The sequence below is a fragment of the Paraconexibacter sp. genome, from assembly GCF_059438195.1.
This window is the reverse complement of sequence record NZ_JBLKKY010000033.1, coordinates 1-14218: the sequence shown is the minus strand read 5'-3', so window position 1 is coordinate 14218 and position 14218 is coordinate 1. Positions and strand designations below refer to the sequence as shown.

15 protein-coding genes are annotated in these 14218 nt (G+C 73.5%); 6 read left to right on the top strand and 9 right to left on the bottom strand.

Features of this window, described 5'->3' with window-relative positions; genetic code table 11:
* Nucleotides 1-6: 6 nt before the first annotated feature.
* From zwf to ACME2J_RS12430, 4 genes are all read right to left on the bottom strand, one after another.
* Nucleotides 7-1572, bottom strand: coding sequence for a glucose-6-phosphate dehydrogenase (zwf, locus tag ACME2J_RS12445; protein ID WP_495545240.1), 1566 nt, complete (start codon nucleotides 1570-1572; stop codon nucleotides 7-9).
* Nucleotides 1572-2504 (bottom strand): phosphogluconate dehydrogenase (NAD(+)-dependent, decarboxylating), encoded by a 933-nt coding sequence (gene gnd, locus ACME2J_RS12440; protein ID WP_495545239.1) that lies wholly within the window; start codon nucleotides 2502-2504, stop codon nucleotides 1572-1574. The genes zwf and gnd overlap by 1 nt, the downstream gene beginning before the upstream one ends.
* Nucleotides 2504-4144: a phosphoglucose isomerase-related protein gene (locus ACME2J_RS12435; RefSeq protein ID WP_495545238.1), complete on the bottom strand. Its 1641-nt coding sequence runs from the start codon at nucleotides 4142-4144 to the stop codon at nucleotides 2504-2506. Before ACME2J_RS12435 ends, gnd begins: the two co-directional genes overlap by 1 nt.
* 156 nt (nucleotides 4145-4300) lie before the next feature.
* Nucleotides 4301-5479, bottom strand: a complete 1179-nt coding sequence (locus tag ACME2J_RS12430; protein ID WP_495545237.1) for a multicopper oxidase domain-containing protein — start codon at nucleotides 5477-5479, stop codon at nucleotides 4301-4303.
* 235 nt (nucleotides 5480-5714) lie between these two features.
* On the opposite strand from ACME2J_RS12430, the gene ACME2J_RS12425 reads away from it, so the two are divergent.
* Nucleotides 5715-5858 (top strand): hypothetical protein, encoded by a 144-nt coding sequence (locus ACME2J_RS12425; RefSeq protein ID WP_495545236.1) that lies wholly within the window; start codon nucleotides 5715-5717, stop codon nucleotides 5856-5858.
* A 15-nt stretch (nucleotides 5859-5873) separates the two neighbouring features.
* On the opposite strand, the gene ACME2J_RS12420 is transcribed toward ACME2J_RS12425, so the two are convergent.
* Both ACME2J_RS12420 and ACME2J_RS12415 read right to left on the bottom strand, forming a co-directional pair.
* Complete coding sequence (locus ACME2J_RS12420) at nucleotides 5874-6275, bottom strand: hemerythrin domain-containing protein (RefSeq protein WP_495545235.1); 402 nt, start codon at nucleotides 6273-6275, stop codon at nucleotides 5874-5876.
* Nucleotides 6272-7423: an FAD-dependent oxidoreductase gene (locus ACME2J_RS12415; RefSeq protein ID WP_495545234.1), complete on the bottom strand. Its 1152-nt coding sequence runs from the start codon at nucleotides 7421-7423 to the stop codon at nucleotides 6272-6274. Before ACME2J_RS12415 ends, ACME2J_RS12420 begins: the two co-directional genes overlap by 4 nt.
* A 144-nt stretch (nucleotides 7424-7567) precedes the next feature.
* Between ACME2J_RS12415 and ACME2J_RS12410 the strand changes: the two genes are divergently transcribed.
* From ACME2J_RS12410 to glpX, 4 genes are all read left to right on the top strand, one after another.
* Nucleotides 7568-8554: an NADPH:quinone oxidoreductase family protein gene (locus ACME2J_RS12410; RefSeq protein WP_495545233.1), complete on the top strand. Its 987-nt coding sequence runs from the start codon at nucleotides 7568-7570 to the stop codon at nucleotides 8552-8554.
* A gap of 9 nt (nucleotides 8555-8563) precedes the next feature.
* Entirely contained in the window at nucleotides 8564-9010 is a 447-nt protein-coding gene (locus ACME2J_RS12405; RefSeq protein ID WP_495545232.1) for a hypothetical protein, read from the top strand.
* 12 nt (nucleotides 9011-9022) lie between these two features.
* A complete protein-coding gene (locus ACME2J_RS12400; protein WP_495545231.1) occupies nucleotides 9023-9481 on the top strand; it encodes a hypothetical protein in 459 nt (152 codons plus the stop codon).
* Nucleotides 9482-9573: 92 nt separating this feature from the next.
* Complete coding sequence (gene glpX / locus ACME2J_RS12395) at nucleotides 9574-10569, top strand: class II fructose-bisphosphatase (RefSeq protein ID WP_495545230.1); 996 nt, start codon at nucleotides 9574-9576, stop codon at nucleotides 10567-10569.
* Here the strand turns inward: glpX and ACME2J_RS12390 are convergent.
* The gene (locus ACME2J_RS12390; RefSeq protein ID WP_495545229.1) at nucleotides 10547-11329 is read right to left on the bottom strand and encodes a hypothetical protein; all 783 of its coding nucleotides are present in this window, start codon (nucleotides 11327-11329) and stop codon (nucleotides 10547-10549) included. The genes glpX and ACME2J_RS12390 overlap by 23 nt on opposite strands.
* A gap of 10 nt (nucleotides 11330-11339) precedes the next feature.
* Nucleotides 11340-12278 carry an NAD(P)H-binding protein gene (locus tag ACME2J_RS12385; RefSeq protein WP_495545228.1) on the bottom strand — a complete coding sequence of 313 codons (939 nt, stop codon included), beginning with the start codon at nucleotides 12276-12278 and terminating at the stop codon, nucleotides 11340-11342.
* 125 nt (nucleotides 12279-12403) lie between these two features.
* Here ACME2J_RS12385 and ACME2J_RS12380 point away from each other — a divergent pair, with 125 nt between their 5' ends.
* The gene (locus tag ACME2J_RS12380; protein ID WP_495545227.1) at nucleotides 12404-13294 is read left to right on the top strand and encodes a DICT sensory domain-containing protein; all 891 of its coding nucleotides are present in this window, start codon (nucleotides 12404-12406) and stop codon (nucleotides 13292-13294) included.
* A 17-nt stretch (nucleotides 13295-13311) separates the two neighbouring features.
* On the opposite strand, the gene ACME2J_RS12375 is transcribed toward ACME2J_RS12380, so the two are convergent.
* Nucleotides 13312-14218, bottom strand: a 907-nt coding sequence (locus ACME2J_RS12375; RefSeq protein ID WP_495545226.1) for a diguanylate cyclase, incomplete at its 5' end; no start/stop codon positions are given.

The window sequence follows — 14218 nt, the reverse complement described above, 5'->3', positions numbered from 1 at the left end:
CCGCTCTCAGATACGGCGCCAGCGGTCGTGTGGACGGAGGAGGGTCCCGGCCTCTGCCGGCCCCTGCGAGCCGGCGGCGTATCGCGGCAGCTCGCTGCGTCGCTCGGACCACCGGGTGACGATGGGGTCGCAGATCCGCCACTGCGCCTCCGCCTCGTCGCCGCGGGTGAAGAGCGTCGCGTCGCCGCGCATCGCGTCGATGATGAGGCGCTCGTAGGCCTCCGGGGACTGGCTCACGAAGGCCGTGCCGTAGAGGAACTCCATCTGCACGGGCCGGATCCGCATGCGCGTGCCCGGGATCTTGGCCCCGAGCGAGAGCGAGACGCCCTCGTTCGGCTGGATCGACATGACGAGCTCGTTCGGCGCGAGCGTGCCGCCGGTCGCCACCTCGTCGAAGGCGACGTGCGGCACCGGCTTGAGCGTCACCGCGATCTCCGTCGCCTTCCGCGCGAGCCTCTTGCCCGTCCGCAGGTAGAACGGCACTCCCGCCCACCGCCAGTTCTGCACACCGAGACGGAGCGCCGCGTACGTCTCGGTCGTCGACCCCTCGCGGACGCCGTCCTCGTCGAGGTAGCCGCGGACGGCGTCCGCCCCGGCCGTCCCCGCGGCGTACTGCGCGCGGACCGCGACGTCGTCGACCTCCTCGGGCCGGGGAGGCCGGATCGCCTTGAGGACCTTCACCTTCTCGTTGCGGACCTCGTCGGCGCCGAGGTCCGCCGGCGGCTCCATGCAGAGGAGGCACAGGAGCTGCAGCATGTGGTTCTGGACGAGGTCCCGGAGCGCTCCCGCGCTGTCGTAGTAGCCCGCCCGCGACCCGATCCCGATGTCCTCGGCCGCGGTGATCTGGACGCTCTGGATGTGGTCGCGGTTCCACAGCGGCTCGAACATCCGGTTCGCGAACCGGAACGCGAGGAGGTTCTGGACGGTCTCCTTGCCGAGGTAGTGGTCGATGCGGAAGACCTGCGACTCGGAGAAGACGTCGAGGACGCGGCGGTTGAGCTCGACGGCCGACCCCAGGTCGGTGCCGAACGGCTTCTCGATGACGACGCGCGTCGACGCCTCCGCGCAGCGATCGAGGCCGTGCGCGCCGAGCTGCTCGACGATGGTGGTGAAGAACGAGGGGGCGGTGGAGAGGTAGAAGACCCGGTTGAACGCCGGCTCCCCGCCGGCCTGCGCCCCGGCCTCCCGGTCGAAGGAGCGGAGCGTGCGGTCGAGGTCCGCGTACACCTGCCCGTCGCCGAAGGCGCCGCTCACCCAGCGGACCTCCGCGAGCAGCGCGTCGAGGACGTCCTCGTCGGGCGTCCGGCGCGAGAACTGGCGGATCGCCTCCGCCGCCTCGGCCCGGAAGTCGTCGTCGCCGAGGCGGCTCCGGGAGGTCCCGACGAGGCGGAACCGCTCGGGCAGCGCGCCCTCGTGGGCGAGGTTGTAGAGCGCGGGGAGGAGCTTGCGCTTGGCGAGGTCGCCCGTCGCGCCGAAGATGACGAGCGCGGTCGGCGGGACCGGCAGCCGCTCGAGACCGGCGGCGAGCGGGTTCTCCCCGGGCGCCGCCGCGGACTCGGCGTGCGCGCTCATCAGCCGTCCGCGCGCCGCTGGACCGAGTGCCCTCCGAACTGGTTGCGCAGCGCGGAGAGGACCCGGTGCGTGAAGTCGCCGTTGCCACGCGAGTAGAAGCGCGCCTGGAGCGCCGCGGTCATCACCGGGACGGGGACGTCCTTGTCGATCGCGTCCTCGATCGTCCAGCGCCCCTCGCCCGAGTCGGCGGTGTACCCGTCGAGCCCCTCGAGCTCGCCGCCCTCCTCCTCGAAGGCCTTGGCCGCGAGCTCGCACAGCCACGAGCGGACGACGGAGCCCTGCATCCAGAGGTGGGCGATCTGCGCCTTGTCGAGGTCGTAGTCGCTCTTGTCGAAGAGGTCGAAGCCTTCGGCGTAGGCCTGCATGAGCCCGTACTCGACGCCGTTGTGGACCATCTTCACGTAGTGGCCGGCGCCGACCGGCCCGACGTGCGCCCACCCCGGCCCGTGCTCCGGATGGGGCGGCGGCGCGAGGACGTCGAGGAACGGCGCGACCCTCCGCACCGCCTGCTTCGTCCCGCCGACCATCATGCAGTAGCCCGCCTCCAGCCCCCACACGCCGCCGCTCGTGCCGACGTCGACGTACTGGACGCCGGAGGCCCGGAGCGCCGCTGCGCGCGCCGTGTCGTCGGTCCACTTCGAGTTGCCGCCGTCGACGACGACGTCGTCCTTCTCGAGGAGGTCGGCGAGCGCCTCGACCGTCGACTGCGTCGGCGCTCCCGCCGGGACCATCACCCACACGACCCGGGGACGGGGAAGCTGCGCGACGAGGTCCTTCAGGCTTCGCGCGCCCGTCGCCCCGTGCTCCTTCGCGGCGCCCACCGCGGCGCGGTCGCGGTCGTAGGCGACGACGGAGTGGTCGGAGTCCCGGAGGATGCGGGCGACCATGTTGCCGCCCATCTTCCCGAGGCCGACGAAGGCGATGTGGGCCATCAGAGGTGCTCCTGGAGACGGGCGGTGAGGGCGCGCAGTGCCCCGGCGGGGTCGTCGCCGGGGAGCGTCACGCGCTCGGCGGGGCGCCCGGTCGCGCGCAGGGTCCGCAGGTCCCCGAGCGCCTGGGCGCGCTTCAGCGTCTCGAAGCCGTAGGGGCGACCGGGGATGGCGATGTCGGGGGCGGAGTCCGCGACGAGCTGCAGGAACCGCCCGGTGGGCGGGCCGCCCTTGTGGAACTGGCCGGTCGAGTGCAGGAAGCGCGGGCCGTAGCCGAAGGTCGTCGTCGCGCGGGTCGCGTCGCGGACGACGCGCCGCAGCTCCTCGGCGGCCGCGTCGAGCTCGCGGGACGGCGGGGCGTAGGCCATGACCGCGAGGTACTCGGGGGCGGCGAGCCCTCGCACGAGCCCGGCGAGCGCCGCGTCGTCGGCGTCCGGCCCGGCGTCCGGCCGCTCCTCGCCGAGGACGGCGTTCGTCGCGTCCTTCGCCGACTGCACGTCCGGCTGGTCGAAGGGGTTGATGCCGAGGACCCAGCCCGCGACGGCCGTCGCGAACTCGGCGAGGACGAAGACGGCGCCGAGGTCGCCGGGCCCGGAGGCGTCGATCGTGAGGATCGGGTGTCCCGCGTCCGCGAGGCCGGACAGGTCGCGCTCCGGGGCCCCGGCGACCCGGACGTGCGCGAAGACGCGGTCGTCGCCGTAGACGGCGGCGGCGCCGAGCGGCTCGTCGGCGACGGGGAGCGCGCCGCGGGCCTCCTTGCCCGTCGACTCCGCGACGAGCTGCTCGAGCCAGAGGCCGAGCGAGGCGAGCGGCGGGTCGACGAGGAACGTGAGCTTGTCGCGGCCGCGTGCGGCGAGCTCGCCGATCGCGACGCCGAGCCGGAGTCCCGGGTTCGCGGCGGCGTCCCGCGCGGCGCACGCCGCGGCGGCCCGTCGCGAGCCGGCGGCGAGCGCGTCGAGGTCGGCGCCCATGAGGGCCGCGGGGAGGAGCCCGAAGACCGACATCGCGCTGTAGCGACCGCCGATCTCGGGGACGCCGAGGAAGGTGCGTCGGAAGCCGTGGGACCGCGCGAGGTCGACGAGCGACGAGCCGGGATCGGTGATCGCGACGAAGCGGCGGCCGGCGTCGGCGTCGCCGACCGCGGCGCGGACGCGTGCGTCGAAGTGGTCGAGCGCGCTGCGCGTCTCGATCGTCCCGCCGGACTTCGTCGCGACGACGAAGAGCGCCCGGGCGAGGTCGATCGACGCCTCGACGTCACGGACGGCGCCGGCGTCGGTCGAGTCGAGCATGTGGAACACGGGACGCCCCGCCACGTCGCCGACGGAGCGGTGGACGACCTCGGGGGCGAGCGACGAGCCGCCCATCCCCAGGAGGACGACGTCGGCGATGCCCTCGTCACGGACCTCGCCGGCGAATGCGGCGACGTCCGAGAGGAGCGCGGGGTCGGGGTCCGCGGCGTCGAGCCAGCCGAGGCGGTCGGCGACCTCGGGCCGGCCGGGGAGGCCCCACACCGTGTCGTCGCGCTGCCAGATCCGCCCGACGACGTCCTCGGCGACGGCGCGCTCGAGGCGCGCGTTGACCGCCGCGTCGAGCCCCGGTGAGAGAACGGGCTCGGCGATCGGCTCGGACGGGCTCTCGGGCACGGCGGGCGGTCTCCCTTCGTCGGCGTCGCGTTGGGGCAACCCTTTCACGAATCGCCCGATCTCCAAACGTGCGACGAGCCCGGACGCGACTCGGGCCGCGGCGGTTGCCGCGGCCCGAGCGCCTGGACCGGCTGTGGAGGCGGGTCCGACCGGAGGTCAGTGGCCGCCGCCCGCGGGGGCCTCGCCCGCCGCGAAGACGCCGACCGCGCCCTTCACCATGTCGCCGAAGGCGTGGGTGACGAACGGGTAGGAGCCGTCCTCGGCGAGCGTGAACTCGACCCAGCCGCCCTGCGAGGGGGCGAGGTTGACGGTCTGGACGTGCTCGCCGACCGTGCCCTCGATGACGGTGCGGTCGAAGACCGTCCCGATCACGTGGAAGGCGCTCCAGATCGAGGGGCCGGCGTTGAGGACGTAGACGCGGACCTTCTCACCGGGCTGCACCTCGATGGGGTGCTTCTCGTACTGGTTGGCGTAGCCGTTGAACGTGATCGCGTCCGGCGCCTTCGCCTTCATCTTGCCGAGGTCGGCGTTGTCGCCGACGTTCGGGCCGAGGTAGAACTCCTGCTGGGTGATCCAGAACTCGTGGTCGGCCGGCGCCATGTCCTTCGGCTTGACGATCATGGTGCCCACCATGCCCGCCCCGGTGTGCATGAGCACGGGAGCGGTCGCGCAGTGGTACATGAACACGCCCGGGTGGTCCGCGGTGAACCGGAACTCGTGGGTCTCTCCCGGAGCGATCGTCGCGAACGCCTTGTTCGGCGCGACCTCGGAGGAGTGGTAGTCGACGGAGTGCGGGAACCGGACGTCCATCGACTCGTCGCCGCCGTTGACGAGGGTGATCTCGACCTCGTCGCCCTCGGTGACGACCATCGGCGTCGAGGCGCCGGAGCCGCGAAGGAGCTCGCCGTTGACCCCGTAGGACCAGACGCGGGTGGCGGGAAGGTCGTCGGACACCTTCGTCACGTGCTCGAAGACGTCGACGCGGAACTTCTTCACGTCGCCCTCGGGCGTGGCGGGCAGGCGCGGGTCGACGGGCGAGAACTCCTCGACGGGCTCGTCGCTCGAGCCGGCGGGTGTGGGGGCGATCGGCGAGCCGCCGGCGGGTCCGCCGGCTGCGCTCTCGACCGGAGCCGCCGTCGCGACGCCGTCGGTCGACGCCTTGCTGACGACGACCGCGAGCGCGATCGTCATGAGGAGCGCGAGGACGCCGGCGACGAGCATGACGCTGCGGTCGATGATCGGCTCGTCGACCGGGCGGCGGTCGCTCTGCTCCTCGGGGGCCTCGTCGGGCTTGCGCGAGCGCAGGATCGAGGCGGGATGGGGGATGGTCGGCACGGTGGGTCACCTCTGTGGTGGGCGGGTCTGCGATGCACGGTCAGGATCGGGCCCGGGCGGCGCCCGCACATGCGTGAGAGCCCTCGTCATCCACTGCGGCAAGTGCCGCTCCCGTTGCGGAAAGCCCGCGACCTCTTCTCGGTGTCTCCGACGAATGCTGCGATTTCCGGCGCGGCGGTGCGACACGTGTGACACGTCTCTCACACGCGCCGTGCGGCGCTATGGTCGGACCGCGATGAGCGATCCGCGCGATCCGGGCGGTTCTCGCCGCCGGCGCTCCGGCCGGCCGGTCGGCCTCGTCCGGGCGCTGCCCGCCGTCCTCGCGATCGCGCTCACCGCGATCGGCTTCCTCGTGCTGCTGCTCGTCCTCCTCGGCTGACCGCCGAGAGGGCCGCTACTCCCGCAGCCGCCGGCCGATCTCGGCGAGCCGCTCGCGCGGGAGCGTCTCCTCGAGGTGAGGGAACACCTCGCGCTCCTCGAAGCGGACGTGCGCGGCGAGGAGCTCGCCCACCTCGTGCGCACGCTCGATGCGGGGCTCACGCGCGAGCGACGAGATCGCCGCGCGGAGCCGATCGTGCTCGTCGAGGAGGCGGCGGGCCATCGGGTCGGGCAGCTCGTCGAGGAGGACCTCTTCCTCGGCGGCGAAGTGCGCTCCGCCGGCGTCGTCGAGGAAGGACTGCGACCCGGCGGCGATCTCCGCGACGTCGCTCGCGTCGGCGCGGCGCAGTCGCAGGGCCACCCCGAGCGCGACGTGGTGCTCGCGCGAGAGCGGGGCGAGCTCGGGCGCGCGCCTCATGCCGCGCTCGGCGTGTCCGCGATGCGGTGGCAGGCGATCCACTGGGTGAGGTGCCGGCCGACGAGCTTCGCGGGGGGCCACCAGGACGCGTCGGTGCTCGCCGTCCCCGTCTCCGGCGTGGGACGCCCGTCGGCGGACAGCTCGGTGCGCAGGAAGAGCGGCTGGCGGCCGCCGAAGATCGCTGCCCGGAGCACCTGGCGCGCGCCGCCCGGCCCGCCGGTCGCGTCGACGCCGCCGAGGATGTCGATCGAGGCGGCCTCCGCCTGCTGGGCGGCGAGACCGCCCTGCTTCACCGGGCGATCGGTGATGTCTCCGGCCGCCCACACGCCGTCGAGGCCCGTGACGCGGCCGCGCGGGTCGGTGGGGACGAAGCCGCTCGTGCGCCCCGCGACGCCCGCGACGCGCCGGCCGGCGAGCGAGGGCACGGCGACGACCCGGTCGGCGCGGATGTGGCAGCCGCACGCGAGGTGCAGGCCGCTGCGGTCGACCGCTCGGGGCGAGCGCCCCGGCACGAGCATCACCCCGTTCTCGGCGAGGAGGTCGCGGACCGCGGCCGAGGGGCGCGGGCCGAAGACCTCGAGCGGCGTCTGCTCGGGCGTGACGACGGTGACCTCGGTCGCGTGCCCGCTCTCCTGCGCGAGACGCGCGGTCTGCAGCGCGAGCTCGTAGACGGGAAGGCTCCAGGCGGTGCCCGCCGGAACGGTGAAGACGACCCGTCCCGCCCTCCCGGCGCGGATGTCGTCGAGGACGCCGCGCAGCCGCACCTCGTCCCGGTGGTCGCGGAAGGTCGTCGCGCCGGGGACGCCGACACGCGCGCGGGCGCCGAGCGCGAGGAGGAGCGCGTCGTACTCGAGGATCCTCCCGCCGGCGAGTCGGGCGCGACGGGAACGCGGGGACACCGCCGAGAGCCGGTCGGCGTGGACGCGAGCCCCGCACTCGGCGGCGATGCCGCCGAGGTCGAAGCGGGCGACGGCGGTCTCCCGGAACGGCGCGAGCGTCGAGTCGGGGCGGATGCGGGGGCGGCGCTCGGGCGTGACGAGCGTGAGATCGACGTCCTCGCGGGCCGTCGCCCGCAAGGCGAGGAGCGCCTCTCCGGCGGCGACTCCCCCTCCCGCGACGAGGACCCGGAGCGGTCGTGCAGCGGCCATGGAGCGAGCATCAGGACACCGCCGGCGCGCGTCATCCGTGTCTCTCGGACCGCCTCTGCGGAGAACTACCGATGCAGGGACGCCCACAACCTGATCTCGGCGGTCCCCGACGCACGTCGGCTCCGTCGGTCAGGATGTCCCGCCATGAGGGCGATGCAGATCACCGAGCTCACGGGTCCCGAGAGCGCGCTTCACGAGGCCGACCTCCCGGACCCCGAGCCGTCCCACTTCATGACGCCGGGCTCCGGCGTCGTCATCGAGGTGAAGGCCGCCGGGGTGTCCTTCCCCGAGGTCCTCCAGAGCCGTGGCGAGTACCAGTTCAAGCCGGAGATGCCCTTCACGCCGGGCAGCGAGATCGCGGGGGTGGTCCGCGCGGCCTCCGACGACGCGCCGTTCTCGCCCGGCGACCGCGTCATGGCGTTCTGCTTCCTCGGCGCGTTCGCCGAGGTCGCGGTCGCGCCCGTCGCGTTCACGTTCCCGCTTCCGGAGTCGTTCGACTTCGCGCAGGGCGCCGCGCTCATCCTCAACTACCACACCGCCTACTTCTCGCTCGTCACGCGAGGCGCTCTGCGGTCCGGGGAGACCGTGCTCGTGCAGGGGGCCGCGGGCGGCGTGGGGACCGCGACGATCCAGGTCGCCAAGGGTCTCGGCGCGCGGACGATCGCCGTCGTCTCGACGGCGGAGAAGGAGCGCGTCGCCCGCGACGCCGGGGCCGACGAGGTCGTCCGCAGCGACGGGCCGTGGAAGGACGAGGTGCTCTCGCTCACCGACGGGAACGGGGTCGACGTCGTCGTCGATCCCGTCGGCGGCGACCGCTTCCTCGACAGCCTGCGGTCCCTCGGCCGAGGGGGCCGTCACGTCGTCGTCGGCTTCACCGGTCGCTCGATCCCCGAGGTGAAGGTGAACCGGCTTCTCCTGCGCAACACCGCCGTCGTCGGCGCGGCGTGGGGCGAGTGGCTCTTCGCCGACCTCTCGCTCATGGGCACGATCCAGGCCGAGATGGACCGGCTCATCGCCGGCGGCCACATCCAGCCGCCCGTCGGGGCGCGGTATCCGCTCGACCGGGCCGGCGAGGCCCTCGCCCTCCTCGACGAGCGCGGGGCGACCGGCAAGGTCGTCCTCGAGCCCTGAGGCGGGACGATGGAGCGCGGGGCGGACCTCGCCGGGATCGCCGAGGCGGACGCTCTCCTCGGCCGTCCGTTCCCGCTCCCGGGCTGCCGGCTCCCGCTCGTGCGCTGGGTCGAGGTGCGCGCCGTCGCGGCCGGGGCCGAGGTGGCGTGGAACCTCGACGACAGCCGGCCCGGCACGCCGGGCCGGCTCGCCCTCTACGCCGGCCCCACGCCGCCGCCGGACCAGCTCGTGGGCACCACGGCCGACGCGGCGGACGCGCGGCTCGGCGCGCGGCGGGTCGCGGTGCGCCGCGTGCCCCTCGACGGCGCCCAGCCCTCGCTGCGGCCGGTCGTCGAGCTCGTGTGGGCGGCGGACGGTCTCTCGCTCCGTCTCACCGGCCAGGGGCCGTGGGCGCTCGAGGAGCTTCTCGCCGTCGCGTCGTCGGTCGGCGTCGAGACGCTTGACGGGCTCGGATAGGCTGGCCCGCCGATGGACCTCTCACGTGTGAGCCGGGGCGAGTACATCGCGATCGTCGGAGGCCTGCTCCTCCTCGCCGGGATCTTCATCAAGTGGTACGAGGCGGTGAGCGAGCTCGCGGTCATCGACGGCGAGGCGGGCCTCGGGACCTACTCCGCATGGGACGTCCACGGCATCCTGCGCTGGCTCTTCATCGCCGCCGCGCTCGCGCCGCTCATCCTCGCCTACATCATCGCGCGCGACCACCAGCTCTCGTGGCCGCGCGGCCAGCTCACGTCGATCGTCGCGATCACCGCGTTCGGCATCGTCGTCTACGTCGGGCTCATCGACCGTCCGGGCGACCCGTCCGGCCAGATCGAGCTCGAGTGGGGCTGGTACGTCGCGGTCGTCGGGATCCTGCTCATGCTCGCCGGCTCGGTGATGCGCCAGCAGGAGAGCGAGCTGCGACGCAAGCCGCCGGGCACGCTGTAGCCCCGCGGCGGGGACCCCGCCGGTCGCCGCGGAGTGCGAGGATGGCGCCCTCGAAGCGTCATCGAACCGTCCCGAGGAGACCCCGACACGCCATGACCACGCACGAGCGTCCCGATCGCAACCTCGCTCTCGAGCTCGTCCGGGTGACGGAGGCCGCGGCGATGGCGGCCTCGCGCCTCGTCGGTCGCGGCGACAAGATCGCCGCCGACCAGGCCGCGGTCGACGCGATGCGGGTCGTCCTCGACACCGTGAGCATGGACGGCACGGTCGTCATCGGCGAGGGCGAGAAGGACGAGGCGCCGATGCTCTTCAACGGCGAGCGCATCGGCGACGGCGACCCGCCGGAGGTGGACATCGCGGTCGATCCGCTCGAAGGCACGACGCTCACCGCCAAGGGCATGCCGAGCGCGCTCTCCGTCATCGCCCTCGCCCCCCGCGGCACGATGTTCGACCCCGGGCCGTGCGTCTACATGGAGAAGATCGCCGGCGGGTCGGACATCGCCGACCTCCTCGACCTCGACCGGCCCATCGGCGACACGCTCGGGCTCGTCGCCGAGCGCAAGGGCGTCGACGTGGGCGACATCACCGTCATGGTCCTCGACCGGCCGCGTCACGAGGAGGGCATCGACGCGATTCGCGAGGCCGGCGGGCGCGTGCGCCTCATCTCCGACGGCGACGTCAGCGCGGCCCTCGTCGCGGTGAGCCCGGACCGGCCCGTCGACCTCCTGTGGGGCGTCGGCGGCACCCCCGAGGGCGTCATCTCGGCTGCCGCGGTGAAGTGCATCGGCGGCGGTCTCGTCGGCCGGCTCTGGCCGCGCGACGACGACGAGCGCAAGGCCGCCGTCGACGCGGGTTACGACCTCGAGCGCCAGCTCACGCAGGACGATCTGGTCCGCGGCGACGACTGCTTCTTCAGCGCGACCGGCGTGACGGACGGGGATCTCCTCGAAGGCGTTCGCAACCTCGGACCCGGAGGATGGACGACGGAGTCGCTCGTCATGCGGACCCGCTCCGGCACCGTGCGGCGCGTGTCCGCCGTCCACGACCGCGCGAAGCTGCGGATGATCAGCGGGCAGCGCTACGGCTGACGGCGTCGCCCGCGCCGTCCTTCTCGCGCGCGGGGACCGGGTCGGGCGTCTCCTCGGGCGTCTGCTGCTCGACGGCGAGACGCCCGACGACGGACTCCTCGAGCTTGCCCCGGGCGAGGGAGCGGAGGAAGCCGTGGGTGACGATGACGTGGATGCGCGACTGCGTGTTCTCGTAGACGAAGCGGCTGATCGAGTGCGCGATCGCGGGGTAGAAGTTCGCGACCTCGACGTCGACGTGGAGCATCGAGCGGCCCGGCGTGATCGACGGCAGCCGCTGGACGTCGATCTCGAGGTAGCCGTCGCCTCCGTGGCCCGGCTTCGCGACGAGGAGGCCCTTCGCGATGCGCCAGCGCACGATCCCGCGGTTGCCGTCCATCTCGTACTCGGGGGCGCAGAAGCTGAGGAGGACGAACGGCCGGCGCACGAAGACGACGAAGCGCTCGCGCTCCGTGTACTCGACCCGGATGAGCCCGAGGGTGCACCTCGAGAGGAAGGCCCAGTAGGTGCGCGCGAGGCGCTCGAGGTTCATCGGGCTCCAGAGCCGCGCGAACTCGTCGTCGGTGAGGGTCACGTCGGCGCCCTGGATCGACCGGACGACGCCGTCGGAGGACGTCTCGGTCCGGTCGTAGGGCCGGTGGATGATGGTGTCGCCGAAGCGCTTCTCGCGGTTGAGGATCCGGCGCGCGCCGAGGAGGAACGCCGTGAAGGCGCCGATGGCGGCGCCGAGGACTGCGAGGAGGGCGACGTACGGGCGTCGCATGACGGTCAATCTACCCGCCGGCCGACGGCTCACGCGTCCCGAGCGCCTCGCGGACGGCGTCGTCGTAGCCCAGCGGGTCGTCGTTGAGCCCCGGCGGGGGCGGCCGCCGCACGATCGTCTCGACGCTGAGCCCGTCGACGAGCGGTCGCACGAGCCCGCTGTCGACCGGCGTGAAGAGACTGACCCAGTACGAGGAGAGGCGCGGGCTGAGGACGGGGACGGGGACGACCGTCGGCTCGCGGCGGCCGGAGAGCTCGGCGAAGCGGAGCATCATCTCGGCGTAGGTGAGGACGTCGGCGCCGCCGATCTCGACCTCGACGGGTGGGTCCTCCCACGTCGCGAGCCGCGTGAGGACCTTCGTGACGTCGTCGATCGCGATCGGCTGCGACCGGGTCTGCACCCAGCGCGGCGTGAGCATCGCGGGGAGCCGCCGGACGAGGTGGCGGAGGATCTCGTAGGACGCGCTGCCTTCTCCGATGATCATCGCGGCCCGCACGTGGACGAGCCCCGGGACGTGCCGTCGGAGCTCCGCGGCGGTCTCGGCGCGGCTGCGGAGGTGCTCGGAGTCCTCGGGCCCTCCGGCGAGTCCGCCGAGGTAGATGACCCGGTCGACCCCGGCGCGCGCGCACGCGGCGCCGAAGGCTGCCGCGGCGCGCTTGTCGCGCTCGGCGAAGTCGCGACCGCCGCCGCGCCCCATCGAGTGGACGAGGTAGTACGCGACCTCGATGCCCGAGAGGGCCTCGTCGAGCCCCTCGCCGGTGAGGGCGTCCCCCTGCACGACCTCGACCTCGGGCGGCAGATCGGCGTCCGCGGGGTCGCGGCGGACGAGGCAGCGCACCTCGTGGCCGGCGGCGAGCAGGACGGGGAGGAGGCGGCCGCCGACGTACCCCGTCGCTCCGGTGAGGAGGACGCGGCGGCTCGAGGGCGAATGTGGCTCGGTGTTGGGCACGTGCGGTCTACGCGACAGGCCGTGGGGCCGATGACCCCGGGGGGACGTGCCCTCGTACTCCCCACGACGAGGGGACGCCGAACATCAACGTTCTGTTGAATGTCGGCCACACACCCTGTTGCACCATGGACACGAACGGCATCGACACCCCCCGCCTCGGCTCTCCCTCTTCGAGCGAGCTCCAGATCAAGGAGGTCGCGGAGAAGACGGGCATCGCGGCCGGGACGATCCGCATGTGGGAGCAGCGCTACGGCTTCCCGGATCCCCGGCGGACGAACTCGGGCTACCGGCGCTACACCGAGCACGACGTCGACACGCTGCGGAAGGTCGTCGCCCTCCGCCACCGCGGGCTCTCGGTCCCGGCGGCGATCGAGCGGGCGCAGGACACCGGCGGCCCCGACGACCGCCCGTCGATCTACGCGGCGGTCGCGTCGACGGAGCACGGCGCTCGTCCCCAGATGCTGCGCAAGTCGACGCTCCTCGCTCTTTCGCGCGCGATGGAGCACGAGGCGCTCGCGCAGGGCGCGCGCCCCGTCCTGTTCGGCGCCTTCCAGCACGAGCCGTTCTACCGCGCGGTCGAGGCCCGCTACCGCGGGATCGCCCGCGTGGCGGACGCGGCCGCGGTGTTCGCCGACTTCCCGCAGCTCAAGCACGAGCCGGGTGCGCCGTCCGAGATCCCGATCGATCCCGACGACGTCCTCGGCAACGAGTGGGCGGTCGTCGTCGACGCGCCGGGCTACGCCGCGTGCCTCCTCGCCTGGGAGATGCCGGGGGTCGTCCCTCCGGGCGGTGACGACATGGACCGGCGCTTCGAGGCGCTGTGGACGGTCGACCCCGTCGCCACGCGGCGCGCCGCGCACGTCGCCGCGCGGCTCGCCGGGCGCGCGGATCCCGAGTACGGCGAGCGTCTCGAGCAGCTGCTCGAGAACCGCCCGCTCGCCGCGGACGCGCCGCCTCCGGCGCTCACCGCGCTCACGAACCGCCTCGTCGCGTACCTCGAGGACGCCCGCGGCTGAGGGCGCCCTCGAGGCGCTCAGATCCGCTGGATCTCCACCTCGGAGCCCGCGGGCAGCTCGCCCTCCCCCATGGGGACGAGCGCGAGCGCGTCGGCGAGCAGCATCGAGGTGAGGACGTGGGATCCCTGCGGCCCGGTCGGCGTCACCCGGTCGCCGGCGACCCGCACGCGGATCATCTCGTCGCGCGCCGGATGACGCGCGACCGGCTCGGTGAGCGTCCCCCGCCCGCGCGGCACCTCGGCGTCGGCGCCCTGGAGGGCCCGGAGAGCCGGTGCGGCGAAGAGGAGGAAGGTGACCATCGCGGACACCGGATTACCCGGGAGGCCGAAGGCGAGGACGTCCTCCCGCGTGCCGAACCACGTCGGCTTGCCCGGGCGCAGCGCGACCCGCCAGAAGCGCTCCTCGACGCCGGCCTCGCGCAGCGCGTCCTTCACGTGGTCGTGTGCGCCGACGGACACGCCCCCGGTCGAGACGACGACGTCGGCCGCGTCGAGCGCGCTCGCGACGGCCGCGCGCGTCTCCTCGGCGTCGTCCCCGACGCGGGTCCGGCCGATGACCTCGCCTCCGCAGCGGGCGAAGATGTCTTCGTTGCGGATGTTGCGGTGGATGGTATCGGCGAACGCCTTGAGCATCCGATCACCCACGATGTGGCCATGGGTATCGTTGACCGCCTTGAAGTAGTCGAGGTCGACCATGAGCAGGCTGAGCGGGGTGCGGTGGCGGACCGCGAACCGCAGCTCGCTCTCGATCCGATCGAGAAAATACCGCTGGTTGTAGGCGCCGGTGAGCCCGTCGCGCAGCGCCGAGTCCAGCATCTGTTGCTGGAACGACTCGTCGAGCCGATCGTGGTAGGTGAACTTGAGGATCGTGGTCCGGCCGAGCTGGATCTTGTCGCCGTCCTGGAGCGGCCGGGCGTCGATCGCC